This window comes from Vibrio cyclitrophicus (assembly GCF_024347435.1).
GTDB lineage: Bacteria > Pseudomonadota > Gammaproteobacteria > Enterobacterales > Vibrionaceae > Vibrio > Vibrio cyclitrophicus.
Genome location: NZ_AP025480.1, coordinates 879456 through 897640, shown reverse-complemented (window position 1 = coordinate 897640; position 18185 = coordinate 879456). Strand labels below are relative to the sequence as shown.

Below are 18185 nucleotides of genomic sequence, written 5' to 3'. Positions count from 1 at the left end.
ACGTTTTAGCGATACTAAACGTCTAATAGCAGACGTGCAGGATCTTCTAGAAGCTCTTTGATGGTCACTAGGAAGCCAACTGATTCACGGCCATCGATTAGACGGTGATCGTAAGAAAGCGCTAGGTACATCATTGGTAGAATCTCTACCTTGCCATCAACAGCCATTGGACGGTCTTGGATTTTGTGCATACCCAAAATTGCCGCTTGAGGCGGGTTAATGATTGGCGTAGACATTAGAGAACCAAATACACCACCGTTTGTGATAGTAAAGTTACCGCCCATCAGCTCGTCAACAGTTAGCTTGCCGTCACGGCCTTTGATTGCTAGCTCTTTGATGCCTTTTTCGATGTCAGCGAAACCTAGTGTGTCACAGTCTTTCAGTACTGGAGTCACCAGACCACGTGGCGTTGATACTGCCATGCTGATGTCGAAGTAGTTGTGATAAACGATATCTGTACCATCAATAGAAGCGTTCACTTCTGGGAAACGTTTCAGTGCTTCTGTTACTGCTTTCACGTAGAAAGACATGAAACCAAGACGCGTATCGTGACGCTTCTCAAATTGGTCTTTGTACTGCTTACGAAGGTCCATGATTGGCTTCATATTCACTTCGTTGAAAGTAGTCAGCATTGCTGTGCTGTTTTTCGCTTCTAGAAGACGGTTTGCAACTGTCTTACGTAGGCGAGTCATAGGCACACGTTTTTGGCTACGAGCCGCTGCTGGCGCTTCAACTGCTGGTGCAGATGCTGCTGCCGGCGCCGCTTTCGCTGCTGCTAGATGTGCGTCGATGTCTTCACGAGTAATACGACCACCAACACCAGTGCCTTTAACGTCAACCGGTTGTAGGTTGTGTTCAGCAAGCAGGCGACGAACAGCTGGGCTTAGTGCATCGTTGTTCTCTTCTGTTAGCGCAGCCTTATGGCGCTTATCAGGAGATGCTTCTGTATCTTCAGTGGTGTCTTTCGTTGGTTCACCAGCGACAGCACCCGGCTTGATTTTAGCCAGAAGTTGCTTAGAAAGTACCGTAGCACCCTCTTCTTCGATGATAGCTTCCAGAACACCCGCTTCAGGAGCCGGTACTTCTAGAACTACTTTATCTGTTTCGATATCTACAATGACTTCATCACGTGCAACCGCTTCGCCCGGTTTTTTGTGCCAAGTAGCAACTGTTGCATCAGCCACAGATTCAGGTAAATCTGGAACCAGAATTTCAATTGTCATGTGCGTATTTTCCTTTTACTTCTAGTTCTTAAGTAGGGTCAAAGCGTCGTCAACTAACGCTTTTTGTTGTTTCAAGTGTACCGACATATAGCCAACAGCTGGTGATGCTGACGCAGGACGACCTGCGTATTGAATATCAGCACCTACTGGGATAGCAGCTCGGAAATTATGTTGGCTACTGTACCAAGCACCTTGGTTTTGTGGCTCTTCTTGACACCAAACGTAATCGACTACATTTGTGTACTGTGCGATTGCAGCTCTTACGTCCTCATAAGGGAACGGGTAAAGTTGCTCAATACGTACAATAGCGACATCGTCTTGCTCGTTCTTACGTCTTTGATCAAGCAGGTCAAAGTAAACCTTACCTGAACAGAACACGACGCGTTTTACGTTCTCAGGAGCCAGATCATCAATTTCTGCTATTGCTGGTTGGAACGTACCTTCGGCTAAATCTTCCATAGAAGACGTACACAAAGGGTGACGAAGCAATGATTTAGGCGACATTACGATCAGAGGACGACGCATTGGTCGAACAACCTGACGTCGAATCATGTGATAAACCTGCGCCGGCGTTGAAGGAACAACAACCTGCATGTTTTGTTCAGCACATAACTGAAGGTAACGCTCAAGACGTGCAGAAGAGTGCTCTGGGCCTTGGCCTTCATAACCGTGAGGAAGTAACATTGTTAGGCCGCATAGACGTGCCCACTTTTGCTCACCTGATGAGATAAATTGGTCGATCACAACCTGTGCACCGTTTGCGAAATCACCAAATTGTGCTTCCCAAAGGGTTAGACCGCTTGGCTCTGCTGTTGCATAACCATACTCAAACGCTAGTACTGCTTCTTCAGATAACACAGAGTCAAACACTTGGAATGGCCCTTGTTTATCATGGATGTTCGCAAGAGGAACGTAAGTGCTCGCATCTGATTGATTGTGCAAAACTGAGTGACGGTGGAAGAAGGTACCACGACCAGAATCTTGGCCAGAGATACGAATGCGTTTTCCATCATCAACCAGTGTTGCGTAAGCCAGAGTTTCAGCCATACCCCAATCGACTTGTTTTTCACCATTCACCATGGCAGTACGATCGTTGTACAGTTTATTGACTCGGCTTTGCAGCTTATGGCTGTCTGGGTATTGGCAAAGTTTGCTACCAAGCTCTTTCAGGCGCTCGATATCAATTTTGTTGTCCCATTCAATGTTCCAGTCGTGACCAAGGTATGGAGACCAGTCAACAGAATGAAGTGCCATTGGGCGCCACTCTTTAACCACAACTTCACCGTGATCAAGTGCATCACGATACTCGTTAACGAGTTGGGTTGCCGTATCAATACCAAACTCACCGCGCTCCATCAGTACGTCAGCATACAGCTTACGTGGTGTTGGGTGTTTCTTGATTTTTTGGTACATCAAAGGCTGTGTTGCGTTTGGCTCATCGGCTTCATTGTGACCATGGCGACGGTAACAAACCAAATCAATAACAACATCACGCTTAAACGTATTACGATAATCTAGTGCCAGGCGAGCAACGAAAGCGACCGCTTCTGGATCATCAGAGTTGACATGGAAAATCGGAGCCTGAACCATCTTCGCAATATCAGTACAGTACATCGTAGAGCGTGTATCGCGAGGGTTAGATGTTGTAAAACCAACTTGGTTATTTACAACGATACGAACCGTACCACCGACACAGAAACCACGCGCTTGAGACATGTTAAACGTCTCTTGTACTACACCTTGGCCAGCAATTGCTGAGTCACCGTGAATAGTAATTGGAAGTACGCTGCTGCCATCTTTATCGCCTAGACGATCTTGACGAGCACGCACTGAGCCGATAACTACCGGGTTTACGATTTCTAAGTGTGATGGGTTAAATGCGAGTGCTAAGTGAACATTGCCGCCTGGTGTTGCGAAGTCTGCAGAGAAACCTTGGTGGTATTTCACATCACCAGTGCCCCACGTGTCGTCATTGTGCTTGCCCGCAAATTCGTCAAACAGATCTTGTGGCTTTTTACCAAGCACATTGACCAGCATGTTTAGACGACCACGGTGAGCCATACCAACAACAACTTCACGCATGCCTTGTCCACCAGCATGACGAATAATTTCTTTCGTCATTGGAATAAGAGCATCACCACCTTCTAATGAGAAACGTTTAGCGCCTGGGAACTTAGCACCAAGATAGCGCTCAAGACCTTCAGCAGCTGTTAGCTCTTCTAGGAAAGCTTGCTTTTCTTCTTTATTGAAAGATGGTTGACCAGATACAGATTCTAAACGTTGTTGAATCCAACGTTTTTGCTCTGTATTCGTCATGTGCATGTATTCAGCACCGATAGACCCACAATAAGTTTGCTTAAGAGATTTATAGAGATCTTTAAGCACCATCGTCTCTTGGCCTATGGCAAAAGAACCGACGTTAAACGTCTCATTGAGGTCATCTTCGGTAAGAGTGTGGAAAGAAGGATCCAGCTCTGCAACTGTATCTCTTTTCCATAAACCGAGGGGGTCTAGATTTGCTGCTTGATGCCCTCGGAATCGATAGGCATTAATAAGTTGCAGAACTTTTACTTGTTTCGCATCGACATCTGGATCACTAACTTGGACACTGTAATGCTTTGTTTCTTGAGCGAGTCGACGGAAGTATTCACGAACACGAGAGTGTGGTTGTTCCACCGTTTCTGAAGCTTGCACAGGCAATTCTTCGAAAACGCTTCTCCATTCGTCACTTACCGAATCGGGGTCACTTAGATACAGTTCATAGAGTTCTTCTACGTACGTTGCATTGGCGCCAGCCAAGTGTGAAGACTCGAGCCATGCCTTCATCACGCCGTTGTGCATATTTTCCCTTAACCAGTAGTTTTCACGTTTGCTGCGGTCTGAGCCGAGCTATTAAAAGGCCGCCCCAAAACTTCTAGGGCGGCAATTTTTTTATAACTTAAACCGAACGATTTACCAGCATGGTCTTAATATGACCAATCGCTTTCGTCGGATTTAATCCCTTAGGACAAACACTTACACAATTCATGATGCCATGGCAACGAAAAACGCTAAATGCATCATCAAGATCGGACAAACGTTCGTCTGTCGCCGTATCTCGGCTATCAATTAGCCAACGGTACGCTGCAAGCAAGCCAGCAGGACCGATGAATTTATCAGGGTTCCACCAGAACGACGGGCATGAAGTAGTACAACATGCACACATGATACATTCGTACAGTCCATCTAAATGCGCGCGCTCATCAGGGCTTTGTAAGTTTTCACGTGCCGGCGGTACATTGCCGTCTGACACGAGGAATGGCTTAACCTTCTCGTAGTTGTCGTAGAACTGCGTCATGTCGACAATCAAGTCACGAACAACTGGCAAACCAGGTAATGGGCGGATTACAATCTTGTCTTGGCCAGAAAGCGCAGACAACGGAGTAATACAAGCCAGTCCATTCTTACCGTTCATGTTCAGACCATCTGAACCACACACACCTTCACGGCACGAGCGACGGAATGAGATTGTTGGATCTTGTTCTTTCAACAGAATAAGCGCGTCCAAAAGCATCATGTCTGAACCTTCATCCACCTCTAGGGTGTATTCCTTCATGTAAGGCTTTTGGTCGACATCTGGATTGTAACGATATAAAGAGAAATTCAGTTTCATGGTCATATCTCCTTAGTACGTACGTGCTTTAGGCGGGAACGCTTCACGATGGATTGGTTCCATGTTTACGCCACGCTTAGTCATACTTTCAGATTCAGGGTTGTACAGTGAGTGACATAGCCATTGCTCATCGTCACGGTCTGGGAAGTCAAAACGAGCATGAGCACCACGGCTCTCTGTACGGAAGTTAGCAGCAACAGCTGTTGCAAACGCTGTTTCCATCAGGTTTTCAAGCTCTAGACACTCAATACGCTGAGTGTTGAACTCCGTAGATTTGTCAGATAGGTGTGCATTTTTCAGACGTTCACGAATTACTTTAAGCTCTTCTAAGCCTTCAGCCATTGCTTTGCCTTCGCGAAATACTGAGAAGTTGTTCTGCATACATTGCTGAAGATCTTTACGAATTTGCGCAGGGTCTTCGCCGTCTGTACTGTTTTCCCAACGGTTGTAACGCTCTAGAGAACGCTCAATGTCAGCTTCAGTTGCTGGCTTAGCTTCTTCTTGCTTCTTCAGAGTCTCACCTAAGTGTAAACCTGTCGCACGACCAAATACCACCAAATCAAGTAGTGAGTTACCACCTAGACGGTTAGCACCGTGAACGGATACTGATGCAATTTCGCCACAAGCAAATAGACCTTGGATTTCAACATCGCTGCCGTCTTCGGTTTGCTTAATAGCTTGACCAGAAACTTGTGTTGGAACACCACCCATCATGTAGTGACATGTCGGGATTACTGGGATTGGCTCTTTTACTGGATCAACGTGAGCAAAGGTACGAGACAGTTCACATACACCAGGTAGGCGAGATTCAAGCGTCTCTTTACCTAGGTGATCAAGTTTCAGCTTGATGTGTGGACCCCATGGACCATCGCAACCGCGACCTTCACGAATTTCAACCATCATTGAACGAGCAACAACATCACGACCCGCTAAGTCTTTAGCGTTTGGTGCATAACGTTCCATGAAGCGTTCGCCGTCTTTATTGAGAAGGTAACCACCTTCACCACGACAACCTTCCGTTACCAATACACCTGCACCAGCGATACCCGTTGGGTGGAACTGCCACATTTCGATGTCTTGCATAGGAACGCCAGCACGGATAGCCATACCAACACCGTCACCAGTATTAATATGTGCATTAGTTGTTGATGCGTAGATACGACCCGCACCACCAGTCGCAAGAATTGTTGCCTTCGCTTTGAAGTAACAAACCTCACCCGTTTCCATACAAAGCGCGGTTGTGCCTAAAATTGCACCATCTTCGTTCTTAACAAGATCCAGTGCATACCACTCAGAGAAAACCGTCGTTTTATGCTTAATGTTTTGTTGGTAAAGCGTATGAAGCAGTGCGTGACCAGTACGGTCGGCTGCCGCTGCTGTACGAGCCGCTTGCTCACCACCAAAGTTTTTCGATTGACCACCAAAAGGGCGTTGGTAAATAGTACCGTTCTCAAAACGAGAGAATGGTAGGCCCATTTTTTCAAGTTCGATTACCGACTCAGGACCGTTTTTACACATATATTCGATAGCGTCTTGGTCACCGATGTAATCGGAACCTTTTACAGTATCGTACATATGTTGTTCCCAATGGTCTTCATGAGCATTGCCAAGAGCAACAGTAATGCCACCTTGCGCTGAAACCGTATGAGAACGAGTAGGGAAAACTTTAGAAAGCAATGCACAAGATAGGCCTTGCTCAGAAATTTGCAGTGCGGCACGCATACCTGCACCACCAGCGCCGATAACTACGGCATCAAACTCACGAACAGGAATAGTCACTTACGCACCCCACAAAATAAACAGACCAGAGAAGAAATATCCAAGAAGAACTGCAACAACACCGACTTGAAGACCAACACGCAGTTTTGCGCATTTGATGTAGTCAGTTAGTACTTGCCATAGACCGATCCACGCGTGAACCAAAACAGAAGTAAGCGCTAACATAGTGAAGACTTTAGTGAAGGTTCCACCAAAGAATTGCGTCCAAGATGCGTAAGAAATATCACCAGAGAAAGCACAGAAGCTCACTAGGTAGATAGTGTAGAGAGTCATAATGATGGCAGTTGCACGGATCAATAAATAATCGTGAACACCATTACGACCAAAAGTAGAAACGTTGTTTACCATACTAAGATCCCCGCTAGTAGAGACAATACCGCTGTTGCTGCGAATGCAACCTTAGCGCTCTTAGCGCCAGATTCCAGCTCTTCGAAGTGACCGAGGTCCATAAGAAGGTGACGAATACCACCAGCAATGTGGTAAGCCAAAGCGGTTAAAATGCCCCACAGAATAAACTTCACGAAGAAACCGTCGACAATGTCGCTAGCTTCCATAAAGCCTACTGGGGATGAGAGGGAAGTGGATAGTAACCAAAGCAGAATTCCAATCGCGACAAAAGTTATCACCCCAGACACACGGTGTAGGATGGAAGCTATTGCTGTGATCGGAAAGTGGATGGTCTGTAAATCTAAATTAACAGGTCTTGTCTTTCTTTCTTTCACGGGCTTGCTCACTCAGCTCCATTGAGCATTATGGTCATTAAATAACCTTATGATATTGTTATGGACAAAATTTGATTGCTAACCTTCAAAATTTAACATTAACTTAACAAATAACTGAAGTTGAGCCTTAGATAATTGTAAAATAATTGTTAATTGCTCGATTAAGAAAGACACCTCACATTTCTTCTTAGCCTTGCATTTATAAGGTTTTAACCAAACTTTTCAGCGCCACTATACGGCTGGCAACATTCTAATACAATTGATGTAACAAATAATGCTACACAGACCAGATTTTTAACGAATTTAATGTAAAAAACACTAACAAGTGCACACAAAGCTGCAGAAAAATTGACTTTCGGACGTAAGACCAGTAAAAAAATGGCACATAAACATCCTGGACGGATAAAATAATAAACAAAGGAGATTGTTATGGCGGATAAGAAAGCTACCCTTCACATTGAAGGTCATGCGCCGATCGAACTGCCGATTACAGAGGGTGTACTTGGTACACCAGTGATCGATGTTCGTACACTAGGTTCTAATGGTTTTTTTACTTTTGATCCTGGTTTTCTTGCCACTGCATCTTGTGAGTCTCAAATCACTTTTATTGACGGTGGAAAAGGTATCCTTTTACATCGTGGTTATCCAATTGACCAACTTGCCAATAACGCTGATTACTTAGAAGTATGTTACATACTTCTATACGGTGAAGCCCCTTCTCGAACTGAATACGAAAAGTTCAAGACTACCGTGACACGTCACACTATGGTGCATGAGCAAATTGCTAGTTTCTTCCACGGCTTCCGTCGTGACGCTCACCCTATGGCTGTAATGTGTGGTGTTGTAGGCGCTCTAGCGGCGTTCTATCACGACTCACTTGATATCAACAACGATACACACCGTGAAATTGCGGCTTATCGCCTAATTTCAAAAATGCCAACGTTGGCAGCAATGTGTTACAAATATTCAATAGGTCAACCGTTTATCTACCCACGTAACGACCTAGGCTACGCAGAAAACTTCTTACATATGATGTTTGCAAACCCATGTGAAGAATATGAAGTGAACCCTATCGTTGCACGTGCAATGGATAAAATCTTTACACTACACGCAGACCACGAACAGAACGCTTCAACGTCCACAGTACGTCTAGCCGGTTCATCTGGTGCTAACCCGTTTGCGTGTATTGCGGCAGGTATCGCATCACTTTGGGGGCCTGCTCACGGCGGTGCAAACGAAGCTTGCCTACGTATGCTCGAAGAGATTGGTAGTGTAGATAACATTGAAGAATATGTTGCGAAAGCAAAAGACAAAGATGACCCATTCCGTTTGATGGGCTTCGGTCACCGTGTTTACAAAAACTATGACCCACGTGCAACAGTAATGCGCGAAGCATGTCACGAAGTACTTAAAGAGTTAAACATACAAGATCCGCTACTCGATGTAGCAATGGAACTTGAGCGTATTGCCCTTTCTGATGAGTATTTTGTTTCTAAGAAGCTATACCCGAACGTAGATTTCTACTCAGGTATCATTCTGAAAGCAATCGGAATTCCAGTATCAATGTTCACAGTAATTTTCGCGATGTCTCGTACTATCGGTTGGATTGCTCACTGGAATGAAATGCACAGCGATCCGACGAACCGTATCGGTCGTCCTCGTCAGCTGTATACTGGTGAAGAACAACGTGACTTTAAAGCACTTCACGAACGTGAGTAGTTGCTATAAAGCATAATGTTAAAAGGGGTTGATGTGAGAACATCAACCCCTTTTCTTTTATACGGGATACTTTGAATCTTTACCTAACCTTACCAACTGTACTCTTATAGAAATTCTTTCTTTGCAAAAGCTACAATCGACTAGATATTCCCAATCACTTACCTGTTTTACACAGGATTATCAATATCAATAAACTCGACATCTAAACCGTGCTCTTTCGTTAGCCACTCACCTAATGCCTTCACGCCATATCGCTCTGTTGCATGGTGACCCGCAGCAAAATAATGGATGTCTTGCTCACGTGCTGAGTAAGTCGTGCGCTCTGAAATTTCACCAGAGATAAATGCATCAATACCCTGAGAAGCCGCTAGTTCAATGTAGTCTTGGCCACCGCCAGTACACCAACCTACCTTTTCAATCATTTTATCGGTGTTTTCAGGAGCAATATGTAACGGTATACGATTCAAAACTTGACCAATCTTTGCAGCAAGCTCTTCACCTGTCATTGGTGTTTTTAATTTACCAAACATTGCAACCGATTGTGGATGTCCTTCCAAGCCACCTTCAACTTCAATATCAAGCAGTTCAGCGAGCTTAGCATTGTTACCAAGTTCAGGGTGGATATCGAGAGGTAAGTGATAACCTAGAAGATTAATGTCATTCTTAATCAGAGTACGAATGCGCTTGCCCTTCATGCCTCGAATCGCTTCTGACTCACCTTTCCAAAAGAAACCGTGATGAACCAACAAAGCATCGGCATTCAATTCTACCGCTTTATCAATCAGAGCTTGAGAGGCCGTTACACCAGTAACGATGCGCTTCACTTCAGAAGCCCCCTCGACTTGAAGACCATTCGGGCAGTAATCTTTAATCTGCTGTGGCTGCAGTTTTTCGTTCAGTAGCTTTTCTAATTGTATGTTATGCATTTTTATTTCCAGCTTACCTTTATAATAACGCCGTTATATCAATTTACGGGTAGAATGTCGAAAGCCCCAGGGCCATGTTTATAAAGATCTACGTTTATAAAGAGCTATGTTTATGAGGAAGAGATGACAGCACTGCAACGTTTTTACCAATGGGTTATCGACTCACCGCCATTATTGGAAATCAAGCCGCCCATATCTGATCTCGGTGCATTCTCAAGCCACCTAGAAATCGACGAATCACATACTTATAATGGTAATCCTAGATTAGGCTTTCTCTACCAACACCTATGTGAACAAGTCATCATTGCTTCGGATAATTATTCAATCAAGCACGATGAGATTCAGATCAATGTCGAAGGTAGAACACTAGGCGCTATCGACTTTATTCTCGAAGAAGAGAACAGCCAAAAACTGCAACATTGGGAAGTAGCGATTAAGTTTTATCTACTCCATGAACAGACATGGTTTGGTCCGAACTCTCACGACCAATTAGATAAGAAGCTCGATCGAATGTTGGACCACCAATTGGGTATGTCGTCTTCAACGGCCTTTCTTGAACAATATCCAGAGATCGATGTCGACTCAAAACATCTCCTCATGCAGGGTCGTCTCTATACCAACCCATTCTTAGATCAAAAAATACCTACTGAATGTTTGGGCTACGACATTAACTCAAGTCAAGTAAACGGTTTTTGGTGCTATCAAAACCAAGCCCATTTAATCACTGAAGCGCTCTACCCTCTCAGCAAAGAGGAATGGGCTGCGGGTACTGATGACTTCACCAGTGAACCTCTTACTGAGTTTGGTGAGCGCTTTGTACATGGGCAAACCCAATCTGGGCAATTCTGGTTTGTGATGCCACAAAGTTGGCCACACGGTTAGCCGCCTAAGCTAACTCATTTTGCTTTTCCCGCTTACACGCAACCAGCGCAAATAAAAAGGGCTGATGCTTTCACATCAACCCTTTTTATTTGCTTGATAATTCTATGAATCGTAATCGATTATAGACCAGCCGCCGCAAATACTTGGTTCACAATCTCTTGAGCTTCTGCTTCAATTGCTTTTAGGTGCTCTTCACCTTTAAAGCTCTCACAGTAGATCTTGTAGATGTCTTCAGTACCTGATGGACGAGCAGCAAACCAACCGTTCTCAGTTGTCACTTTAAGGCCACCAATCGCAGCACCGTTACCTGGAGCGTGTGTTAGGCGTGCAGTAATTGCATCCCCAGCAAGCGTCTCAGCAGAAACCATCTCTGGAGAGAGCTTTTTAAGCACGTCTTTTTGTGCGCCATTAGCGACTGCTTGAATTCGGTTGTACTTAGATTCACCGTGTTTAGCGGCAAGTTCTTCATAGTACTCTTGTGGGTTCTTACCAGTAACGGCTGTGATTTCAGCCGCAAGTAAGCAAAGAATCAGGCCATCTTTATCTGTAGACCAAGGCGTACCGTCTTTACGTAAGAAAGATGCACCCGCACTTTCTTCACCACCGAAACCAAACTGACCGTTATAAAGGCCATCAACGAACCATTTGAAACCAACTGGCACTTCGCAAAGCTCGCGGCCTAAATCAGCAACAACGCGGTCAATCAGAGCGCTTGATACTAACGTCTTACCAACAGCAACGTCTTTACCCCAACCTTCACGGTTACGGTATAAGTAGTCGATACACACTGCTAGAAAATGGTTTGGATTCATTAAGCCTTTTGGTGTAACAATACCGTGGCGATCGTAATCAGGGTCGTTACCAAACGCTAATTGATAATCGTCTTTAAGGGCCAGTAAACCTGCCATCGCGTACGGAGAAGAACAATCCATTCGAACCACGCCATCTTTATCTAAAGACATAAACTGGAACGAAGGATCAACCGCTTCACTTACCAAAGTAAGATCTAAGTTGTACGCTTTACCAATTTGACGCCAATAATCGATGCCGCTACCACCTAGTGGATCCACACCAATTTTGATGTTTGCTTTCTGAATCGCTTCCATATCAACCACGTTAACCAAGTCAGCAACGTAAGGAGCAACGAGATCAACTTCTTTTACTAAATCAGACTGTTTAGCTAGCGTGATAGGGGTACGTTTAACACCTTGCATTTTCTCAGCAATGATGACGTTCGCACGATCTTCAATCGCTTGAGTTAGCTCAGCTTCAGCAGGGCCACCGTGTGTCGGATTGTATTTAATACCGCCGTCTTGAGGTGGATTATGTGAAGGTGTGATAACAATGCCGTCGGCTTTTTTATCATTTACTAGGTTATGCGTAAGGATCGCGTGCGAGATGCCTGGTGTTGGAGTAAAGCCATTTTTTTCTTGAATAATAACTTCAACACCGTTCGCTACAAGCACTTCGATAACAGTAGAAAACGCAGGCTCAGATAGAGCGTGAGTATCTTTACCTAAGAAAAGTGGGCCTGTTGTACCCTGTTCAGCACGAACTTCAGCCACCGCTTGTGCGATCGCGAGAATGTGGTTTTCGTTAAATGTTGATTTGTCTGCTGTACCACGGTGACCCGAAGTACCGAATAGAACTTTATGCTCAGGGTTACTAGCATCCGGTTGCTGTAAGAAATAGTTAGCCACTAAAGCCGGAATATTATGAAGATCTTCCTGCTGAGCTTTTTGCCCGGCACGAGGGTGCATAGCCATTTTTCGACATCCTTATATATAAAATTTAAAAACAAAAAAACCTCATAATATCTTCTTATCCATGGATATTATGAGGTTTAAATCAGATTTCTTTAAATTGAACCTGTTACTTTTTCTATCAATTCTGCTTGGAAATTCATGCGGCTCATAAGCTGCTCAACCATCTGTCTTTTGCGGCTAGTATTATTATTAGTAATAACCCAAAAAGGACTGTGTGGAATCGCTTTAGGCTTGGTTGTATTCCCGTTTGCTAACAACGTCTCTTCGTTATCTGCGAAGTAAACACGCTTACGGCCTTTTACTTGAGTTGCTTCTGAAAAGCTTAAAGGGTCGATTTTATGCAGTGTTGATAACACAAGCATGAAACGATCAATGGCTTTCTTTAGTGATGCAAACTCATCTGATATTAGTAGTGAGCGCATTTCTTTAACGCCATCGAACTTCTCTGGAGTAAAGCCTACCTCTTTGCTAACAACGATACCTTTTGGTTCAACGATCTCATCGATCGGAACCATGCCTTGGCTATCAACCTGTAACAAGCGGCGCAGAATATCTGAAGCGCTTTCGCCAATACGTTCTGTCTGACCCGCAATAAAACGGTATAGGTCCTCATCAACCTCAATTGTTTTCATTCGCTTTTCACAATCTCAATGTTTAAACTCTGGGGGATTATAGCGAGATCCGCGCGGATACTCTACGTCAAACCCACCATGAATAAGATAAAAATGTCAGTACAGCTCAACTATAAAATTGAAGGTGAGGGTCACACCATTGTTTTGATCCATGGATTATTCGGTAATCTGGACAACCTTGGCCTGCTCGCTAGGGATCTAAAAGCCGATCATCAGGTACTTAGCATCGATCTACGCAATCACGGTCAATCCTTCCATAGCGAAACCCATAATTATCAAGCAATGGCCCAAGATGTTGCCCAATTGCTGCGTGACCTTGATTTAAAAGACGTCACTGTAATTGGTCACTCTATGGGTGGCAAAGTAGCGATGGCACTGACACAGCATCTTACACTGCATAAGTTGATTGTCTTAGATATGGCACCGGTCGCATACACCCAAAGTCGCCACGACAACGTATTCGCCGGTCTGCAAGCGGTTATTGAAGAAAAGCCGACCTCACGATTGGATGCGCTAAAGATCCTCTCAAAATATATCGAGATCGACGGGGTTCGTCAGTTCTTAACAAAATCTTTGTTCAAAACAGAACAAGGTATTATGGAATGGCGTTTTAACGTGGCATCACTATTGAATAACTACCCCCAGATCATTGGTTGGGAACCCGTAGATAAAACCTCGGTCAAAACATTGCTAATAAAAGGCGGTGATTCTGATTACCTCACTGCCGATCATCAAGCCGCGGTTCAACAACAATTTTCTAACGCTAAGGCTCATGTCATTGCTAATACTGGGCACTGGCTGCATGCAGAAAAACCAGCTGAAGTACTCAGAGCAATCAGAAAATTCATCGCTTAACTGCTCTTTTTCATGCAGATAAATGAGAACTGTGCAATCACTGCAGATTAACTTTATCTCACAACAGTGATATAGTGCGCCCAAGCAAAATTGGTATATAAGGTTCCCATGCTTTACGACTACATGAACATCATTGAATCTATTGGTTTAGATCTCCTGTTTGCCGCGATTTTCTTTTTAATCGGTATGGCAATTAAGGACGTTCTAAAGCAGGGAAATGTTCCTGCATTTGGTCGTCGTATTGTATGGTTAGTACTTTTCCTTGGCTGCGCAGGTTTTATCGCTAAAGGGATAATCCAACTAAGCTGGGAAGGAACTGGGATCTAACGATTTCCTCCGAACTTTGTTACACCGACAACAGACAAAATTAAAGGTAATGATTCTATGGCAAGTGTAGGTCTCTTCTTTGGTAGCGATACAGGTAACACTGAAGCTGTTGCTAAGATGATTCAAAAGCAATTGAGCAAGCAGCTCGTTCACGTTCAAGACATTGCAAAAAGCAGCAAAGAAGATATCGATAACTTCGATCTATTGCTGCTTGGTATCCCTACGTGGTACTACGGCGAAGCACAATGTGATTGGGATGACTTTTTCCCAGAGCTAGAAGCTATTGATTTCTCAACGAAGCTTGTTGCTATCTTTGGTTGTGGCGACCAAGAAGATTACGCAGAATACTTCTGTGATGCTATGGGTACTATCCGTGACATCGTTGAAGCAAAAGGCGGTACCATCTTAGGTCACACATCAACTGAAGGCTACGAATTCGAAGCATCGAAAGGTTTAGTTGAAGGCGATGATAGCCAATTCGTTGGTCTATGTATCGATGAAGATCGTCAACCTGAACTGACTGACGAACGCGTTTCTAATTGGGTTAAACAAATCCATGAAGAAATGTGCTTAGCAGAGCTAGAAGACTAGTGCCCGTTCACTAATCGTGACTAATTAGTCACGATTATACAGATATGAAAAAAACCTCCATTTAGGAGGTTTTTTACTATTTATATCGCCCAGCTTCTAATCCGTCGTCATCCTCTCTAAACTGCGGTTTCTTTCTGACATACAGAGTGCGCTGAATTTCTGAAACCACATTCCCCTTCTTATCCTTCACATAGATAACAAATTCAGGGAAACATTTTTCTCCAAGCTGTGTCTGACGATAAATTTCATCAAGCTGCCCCTGACTGATTTCAAAATCGGCGTACAAGTCAGACTAACCAGGCTTAATGAAGTTAATGCTCGCTTCCTTATCCCAAACATAATACCGCTCACCTAAAATTCCCATTAACATCAAAGAGTAAACAGGGTCAGTTAAAGAAAATATGCTGCCGCCATATTGAGTGCGATTGGCGTTTTTGTTCCACCAGCGTAGCTTTAATATCGTCTTAACGACTCTAAAGTCAGGGCTTATATGAGCAATACGAATACCCGCTCCCCAGAAAGGTGGCCAAATATTGAGTGCGAATTTTACAATGTTCGGTTTGTAGATTTTTGCGAGTTGCTTATTCATAACAACATTCCATGTTCATATCAGAAACACCGTCACCTTGACTGGTCGAACCTCCACTATAAGTGAGATGCCTCTATTTTACAAAACACATTGTGATGTCAATGAGTAACCCTTTGAAGTTCGTGGTTTATTGTTATGCCTGACTAAACTATAATGGTATTAATATTGAATTCTGTTAATTGCGGCAGATCATCAACAGGAAAGTATATGTCAGACAATAATCAAGCGCTAAAAGATGCTGGTCTTAAAGTGACCCTTCCACGGCTCAAAATTTTAGAAGTATTACAACAGCCAGACTGCCAACATATTAGTGCTGAAGATTTATATAAAAAGCTGATCGACTTAGGTGAAGAGATTGGCCTTGCTACCGTTTATCGAGTGCTTAACCAGTTCGATGACGCAGGTATTGTAACGCGTCACCACTTTGAAGGCGGTAAGTCTGTATTTGAACTTTCAACACAGCACCACCATGATCACCTAGTGTGTCTAGACTGTGGCGAAGTTATCGAATTCTCTGATGACCTTATCGAAGAAAGACAAAAAGAAATTGCAGAGCGTTACAACGTGAAGCTGACAAACCACAGTTTGTACTTATACGGAAAGAGCATTACCGGAGATTGCAAAGGCAATCCAGACGCGCATAAAGCGAAGAAGTAACATAGAACGCTGGCTTGGGCCGGCGTTTTTTATATGGTCACTACATAAGACGATTAATCGCAACTTATTCTATAATTGACGACTTTATTCAGATACAAAAAACCGGCTCTAAGCCGGTTTTTTATTAGGGTGCTTATCGAAAGCGAATCACTTTAGCGATTAAGCTTCAGTTTTTCCCCAAGTATCGCGTAGACCAACCGTACGGTTGAATACTAGTGCAGCTGCTTTAGAATCTTTCGAATCTACACAGAAGTAACCTGTTCGTTCAAACTGGTACGCTTGCTCTGCTACACCTTCAGCTAGGCTAGGTTCAACAAAACCGTTAAGTGTAACAAGTGATTCAGGGTTGAGCGTTGCAGCAAAGTCATCAGCAGCAGCTGGGTTTGCCACGGTGAATAGACGATCGTACAAACGAATCTCAGCAGGCAATGCTTTATCAGCCGATACCCAGTGGATAACGCCTTTCACTTTACGGCCATCTGCAGGGTTCTTACCCAAGGTTTCGTTATCGTAAGAACAGAAGATAGTCGTAATGTTGCCTTCTGCATCTTTTTCGATACGTTCAGCTTTAATCACGTAAGCACCACGTAAACGAACTTCTTTACCTAGAACCAAACGCTTATACTTTTTGTTTGCTTCTTCACGGAAGTCATCACGTTCAATCCAAATTTCACGCGTAAATGGTACTTCACGAGTGCCCATTTCTGGCTTGTTTGGATGGTTTGCAACGGTTAGCGTTTCTACTGCGTCTGCTTCGTAATTTTCGATAACGATCTTAACCGGATCCAGAACAGCCATTGCACGAGGTGCATTTTCGTTCAGATCATCACGGATACAAGATTCAAGTGAACCGAACTCAATCATGTTCTCTTGCTTAGTCACACCAATACGCTTACAGAATTCACGGATAGAGCTTGAAGTGAAACCACGACGACGTAGACCAGAGATAGTTGGCATACGAGGGTCGTCCCAACCTTCAACTAGGTTTTCAACCACAAGCTGGTTCAGCTTACGCTTCGACATTACCGTGTATTCAAGATTCAGACGGCTAAACTCGTACTGACGAGGTTGGCAATCAATCGTGATGTTGTCTAGCACCCAGTCATACAAACGACGGTTATCTTGGAATTCAAGCGTACAGATAGAGTGGGTAATGCCTTCTAGTGCATCAGAGATACAGTGTGTGAAGTCGTACATTGGGTAAATGCACCACTTGTCACCTGTCTGATGGTGGTGAGCAAAGCGAACACGGTAGATAACAGGATCGCGCATCACCATAAATGAAGAGCTCATGTCGATCTTAGCACGTAGGCACGCTTTACCTTCTTCAAAGCCACCGTCACGCATTTTTTCAAACAACGCTAGGTTCTCTTCAGGGCTGCGGTCACGATATGGACTCGCTTTACCAGGCTCTTTTAACGTGCCACGGTATTCACGGATCTGCTCAGGACTTAGCTCGTCAACATACGCTAAGCCTTTATTAATTAATTCCACAGCATAAGCGTAAAGCGTATCGAAGTAGTTTGATGAATAACAAATATCACCAGACCATTCGAAGCCTAACCAGCTTACATCATTCTTAATTGACTCAACGTATTCAACGTCTTCTTTTTCAGGGTTTGTATCATCGAAACGAAGATTACATTGTCCCTGGTAGTCCTGAGCAATACCAAAGTTCAAGCAAATAGATTTAGCGTGACCAATGTGCAGGTAGCCATTTGGCTCCGGCGGGAAACGAGTATGCACGCTACTGTGTGTACCATCCGCTAAATCTTTATCAATAATTTGGCGAATGAAATTCGATGGACGAGCCTCAGCTTCACTCATCTATAGCACCTCTATGTATTTAGTATTGTCAGAGAAAG

Annotated in this window: 16 protein-coding genes and 1 pseudogene; 6 read left to right on the top strand and 11 right to left on the bottom strand. The window is 44.0% G+C overall.

What is annotated here, in order from left to right; all coding sequences use genetic code 11:
* Positions 1-14: 14 nt before the first annotated feature.
* The 6 genes from odhB to sdhC form a co-directional block, all read right to left on the bottom strand.
* Positions 15-1223, bottom strand: a complete 1209-nt coding sequence (gene odhB, locus OCW38_RS04235; protein ID WP_016767487.1) for a 2-oxoglutarate dehydrogenase complex dihydrolipoyllysine-residue succinyltransferase — start codon at positions 1221-1223, stop codon at positions 15-17.
* A 21-nt stretch (positions 1224-1244) separates the two neighbouring features.
* Complete coding sequence (gene sucA, locus OCW38_RS04230; RefSeq protein ID WP_010436776.1) at positions 1245-4064, bottom strand: 2-oxoglutarate dehydrogenase E1 component; 2820 nt, start codon at positions 4062-4064, stop codon at positions 1245-1247.
* 97 nt (positions 4065-4161) lie between these two features.
* The gene (locus OCW38_RS04225) at positions 4162-4875 is read right to left on the bottom strand and encodes a succinate dehydrogenase iron-sulfur subunit (RefSeq protein ID WP_010436773.1); all 714 of its coding nucleotides are present in this window, start codon (positions 4873-4875) and stop codon (positions 4162-4164) included.
* A 12-nt stretch (positions 4876-4887) separates the two neighbouring features.
* Entirely contained in the window at positions 4888-6654 is a 1767-nt protein-coding gene (gene sdhA / locus OCW38_RS04220; RefSeq protein ID WP_010436771.1) for a succinate dehydrogenase flavoprotein subunit, read from the bottom strand.
* Entirely contained in the window at positions 6655-7002 is a 348-nt protein-coding gene (gene sdhD, locus OCW38_RS04215; RefSeq protein ID WP_010436768.1) for a succinate dehydrogenase, hydrophobic membrane anchor protein, read from the bottom strand.
* Positions 6996-7388 (bottom strand): succinate dehydrogenase cytochrome b556 subunit, encoded by a 393-nt coding sequence (gene sdhC / locus OCW38_RS04210; protein WP_010436766.1) that lies wholly within the window; start codon positions 7386-7388, stop codon positions 6996-6998. Before sdhC ends, sdhD begins: the two co-directional genes overlap by 7 nt.
* A gap of 417 nt (positions 7389-7805) precedes the next feature.
* Between sdhC and OCW38_RS04205 the strand changes: the two genes are divergently transcribed.
* Positions 7806-9095: a citrate synthase gene (locus OCW38_RS04205; protein WP_010436764.1), complete on the top strand. Its 1290-nt coding sequence runs from the start codon at positions 7806-7808 to the stop codon at positions 9093-9095.
* A 167-nt stretch (positions 9096-9262) separates the two neighbouring features.
* On the opposite strand, the gene OCW38_RS04200 is transcribed toward OCW38_RS04205, so the two are convergent.
* Positions 9263-10021, bottom strand: coding sequence for a Nif3-like dinuclear metal center hexameric protein (locus tag OCW38_RS04200; protein ID WP_016790827.1), 759 nt, complete (start codon positions 10019-10021; stop codon positions 9263-9265).
* Between the two features lie 123 nt (positions 10022-10144).
* Between OCW38_RS04200 and OCW38_RS04195 the strand changes: the two genes are divergently transcribed.
* On the top strand, positions 10145-10903 hold the full coding sequence (locus OCW38_RS04195) for a DUF1853 family protein (protein ID WP_016767483.1): 759 nt from the start codon (positions 10145-10147) through the stop codon (positions 10901-10903).
* 119 nt (positions 10904-11022) lie between these two features.
* Here OCW38_RS04195 and pgm read toward each other — a convergent pair whose 3' ends face one another.
* Positions 11023-12669: a phosphoglucomutase (alpha-D-glucose-1,6-bisphosphate-dependent) gene (gene pgm / locus OCW38_RS04190; protein WP_010436758.1), complete on the bottom strand. Its 1647-nt coding sequence runs from the start codon at positions 12667-12669 to the stop codon at positions 11023-11025.
* 92 nt (positions 12670-12761) lie between these two features.
* A complete protein-coding gene (gene seqA, locus OCW38_RS04185) occupies positions 12762-13301 on the bottom strand; it encodes a replication initiation negative regulator SeqA (RefSeq protein ID WP_010436756.1) in 540 nt (179 codons plus the stop codon).
* 93 nt (positions 13302-13394) lie between these two features.
* On the opposite strand from seqA, the gene OCW38_RS04180 reads away from it, so the two are divergent.
* The 3 genes from OCW38_RS04180 to fldA all read left to right on the top strand — a co-directional run bounded on the left by OCW38_RS04180 (position 13395) and on the right by fldA (position 15074).
* Positions 13395-14156 (top strand): alpha/beta fold hydrolase, encoded by a 762-nt coding sequence (locus OCW38_RS04180; protein WP_010436753.1) that lies wholly within the window; start codon positions 13395-13397, stop codon positions 14154-14156.
* Positions 14157-14264: 108 nt separating this feature from the next.
* Positions 14265-14483, top strand: coding sequence for a DUF2788 domain-containing protein (locus OCW38_RS04175; protein ID WP_010436749.1), 219 nt, complete (start codon positions 14265-14267; stop codon positions 14481-14483).
* Positions 14484-14540: 57 nt separating this feature from the next.
* On the top strand, positions 14541-15074 hold the full coding sequence (fldA, locus tag OCW38_RS04170) for a flavodoxin FldA (RefSeq protein ID WP_010436745.1): 534 nt from the start codon (positions 14541-14543) through the stop codon (positions 15072-15074).
* 76 nt (positions 15075-15150) lie between these two features.
* Here fldA and OCW38_RS04165 read toward each other — a convergent pair.
* Positions 15151-15663, bottom strand: a pseudogene (locus tag OCW38_RS04165) (DUF4442 domain-containing protein).
* A gap of 207 nt (positions 15664-15870) precedes the next feature.
* Here OCW38_RS04165 and fcrX point away from each other — a divergent pair.
* Positions 15871-16320: a ferric iron uptake transcriptional regulator FcrX gene (fcrX, locus tag OCW38_RS04160; RefSeq protein WP_010436739.1), complete on the top strand. Its 450-nt coding sequence runs from the start codon at positions 15871-15873 to the stop codon at positions 16318-16320.
* A gap of 159 nt (positions 16321-16479) precedes the next feature.
* Here fcrX and glnS read toward each other — a convergent pair whose 3' ends face one another.
* On the bottom strand, positions 16480-18147 hold the full coding sequence (gene glnS, locus OCW38_RS04155; protein ID WP_016767481.1) for a glutamine--tRNA ligase: 1668 nt from the start codon (positions 18145-18147) through the stop codon (positions 16480-16482).
* Positions 18148-18185: the final 38 nt, after the last annotated feature.

What these genes read in the sequence shown, in the direction of transcription:
- glnS (WP_016767481.1), bottom strand. Translation starts at nt 18,147, where the DNA reads ATGAGTGAAGCTGAGGCTCGTCCATCGAATTTCATTCGCCAAATTATT.
- pgm (WP_010436758.1), bottom strand. Translation starts at nt 12,669, where the DNA reads ATGGCTATGCACCCTCGTGCCGGGCAAAAAGCTCAGCAGGAAGATCTT.
- sucA (WP_010436776.1), bottom strand. Translation starts at nt 4,064, where the DNA reads ATGCACAACGGCGTGATGAAGGCATGGCTCGAGTCTTCACACTTGGCT.
- OCW38_RS04195 (WP_016767483.1), top strand. Translation starts at nt 10,145, where the DNA reads ATGACAGCACTGCAACGTTTTTACCAATGGGTTATCGACTCACCGCCA.
- seqA (WP_010436756.1), bottom strand. Translation starts at nt 13,301, where the DNA reads ATGAAAACAATTGAGGTTGATGAGGACCTATACCGTTTTATTGCGGGT.
- OCW38_RS04205 (WP_010436764.1), top strand. Translation starts at nt 7,806, where the DNA reads ATGGCGGATAAGAAAGCTACCCTTCACATTGAAGGTCATGCGCCGATC.
- OCW38_RS04175 (WP_010436749.1), top strand. Translation starts at nt 14,265, where the DNA reads ATGCTTTACGACTACATGAACATCATTGAATCTATTGGTTTAGATCTC.
- OCW38_RS04180 (WP_010436753.1), top strand. Translation starts at nt 13,395, where the DNA reads ATGTCAGTACAGCTCAACTATAAAATTGAAGGTGAGGGTCACACCATT.
- OCW38_RS04200 (WP_016790827.1), bottom strand. Translation starts at nt 10,021, where the DNA reads ATGCATAACATACAATTAGAAAAGCTACTGAACGAAAAACTGCAGCCA.
- odhB (WP_016767487.1), bottom strand. Translation starts at nt 1,223, where the DNA reads ATGACAATTGAAATTCTGGTTCCAGATTTACCTGAATCTGTGGCTGAT.
- sdhD (WP_010436768.1), bottom strand. Translation starts at nt 7,002, where the DNA reads ATGGTAAACAACGTTTCTACTTTTGGTCGTAATGGTGTTCACGATTAT.
- fcrX (WP_010436739.1), top strand. Translation starts at nt 15,871, where the DNA reads ATGTCAGACAATAATCAAGCGCTAAAAGATGCTGGTCTTAAAGTGACC.
- fldA (WP_010436745.1), top strand. Translation starts at nt 14,541, where the DNA reads ATGGCAAGTGTAGGTCTCTTCTTTGGTAGCGATACAGGTAACACTGAA.
- OCW38_RS04225 (WP_010436773.1), bottom strand. Translation starts at nt 4,875, where the DNA reads ATGAAACTGAATTTCTCTTTATATCGTTACAATCCAGATGTCGACCAA.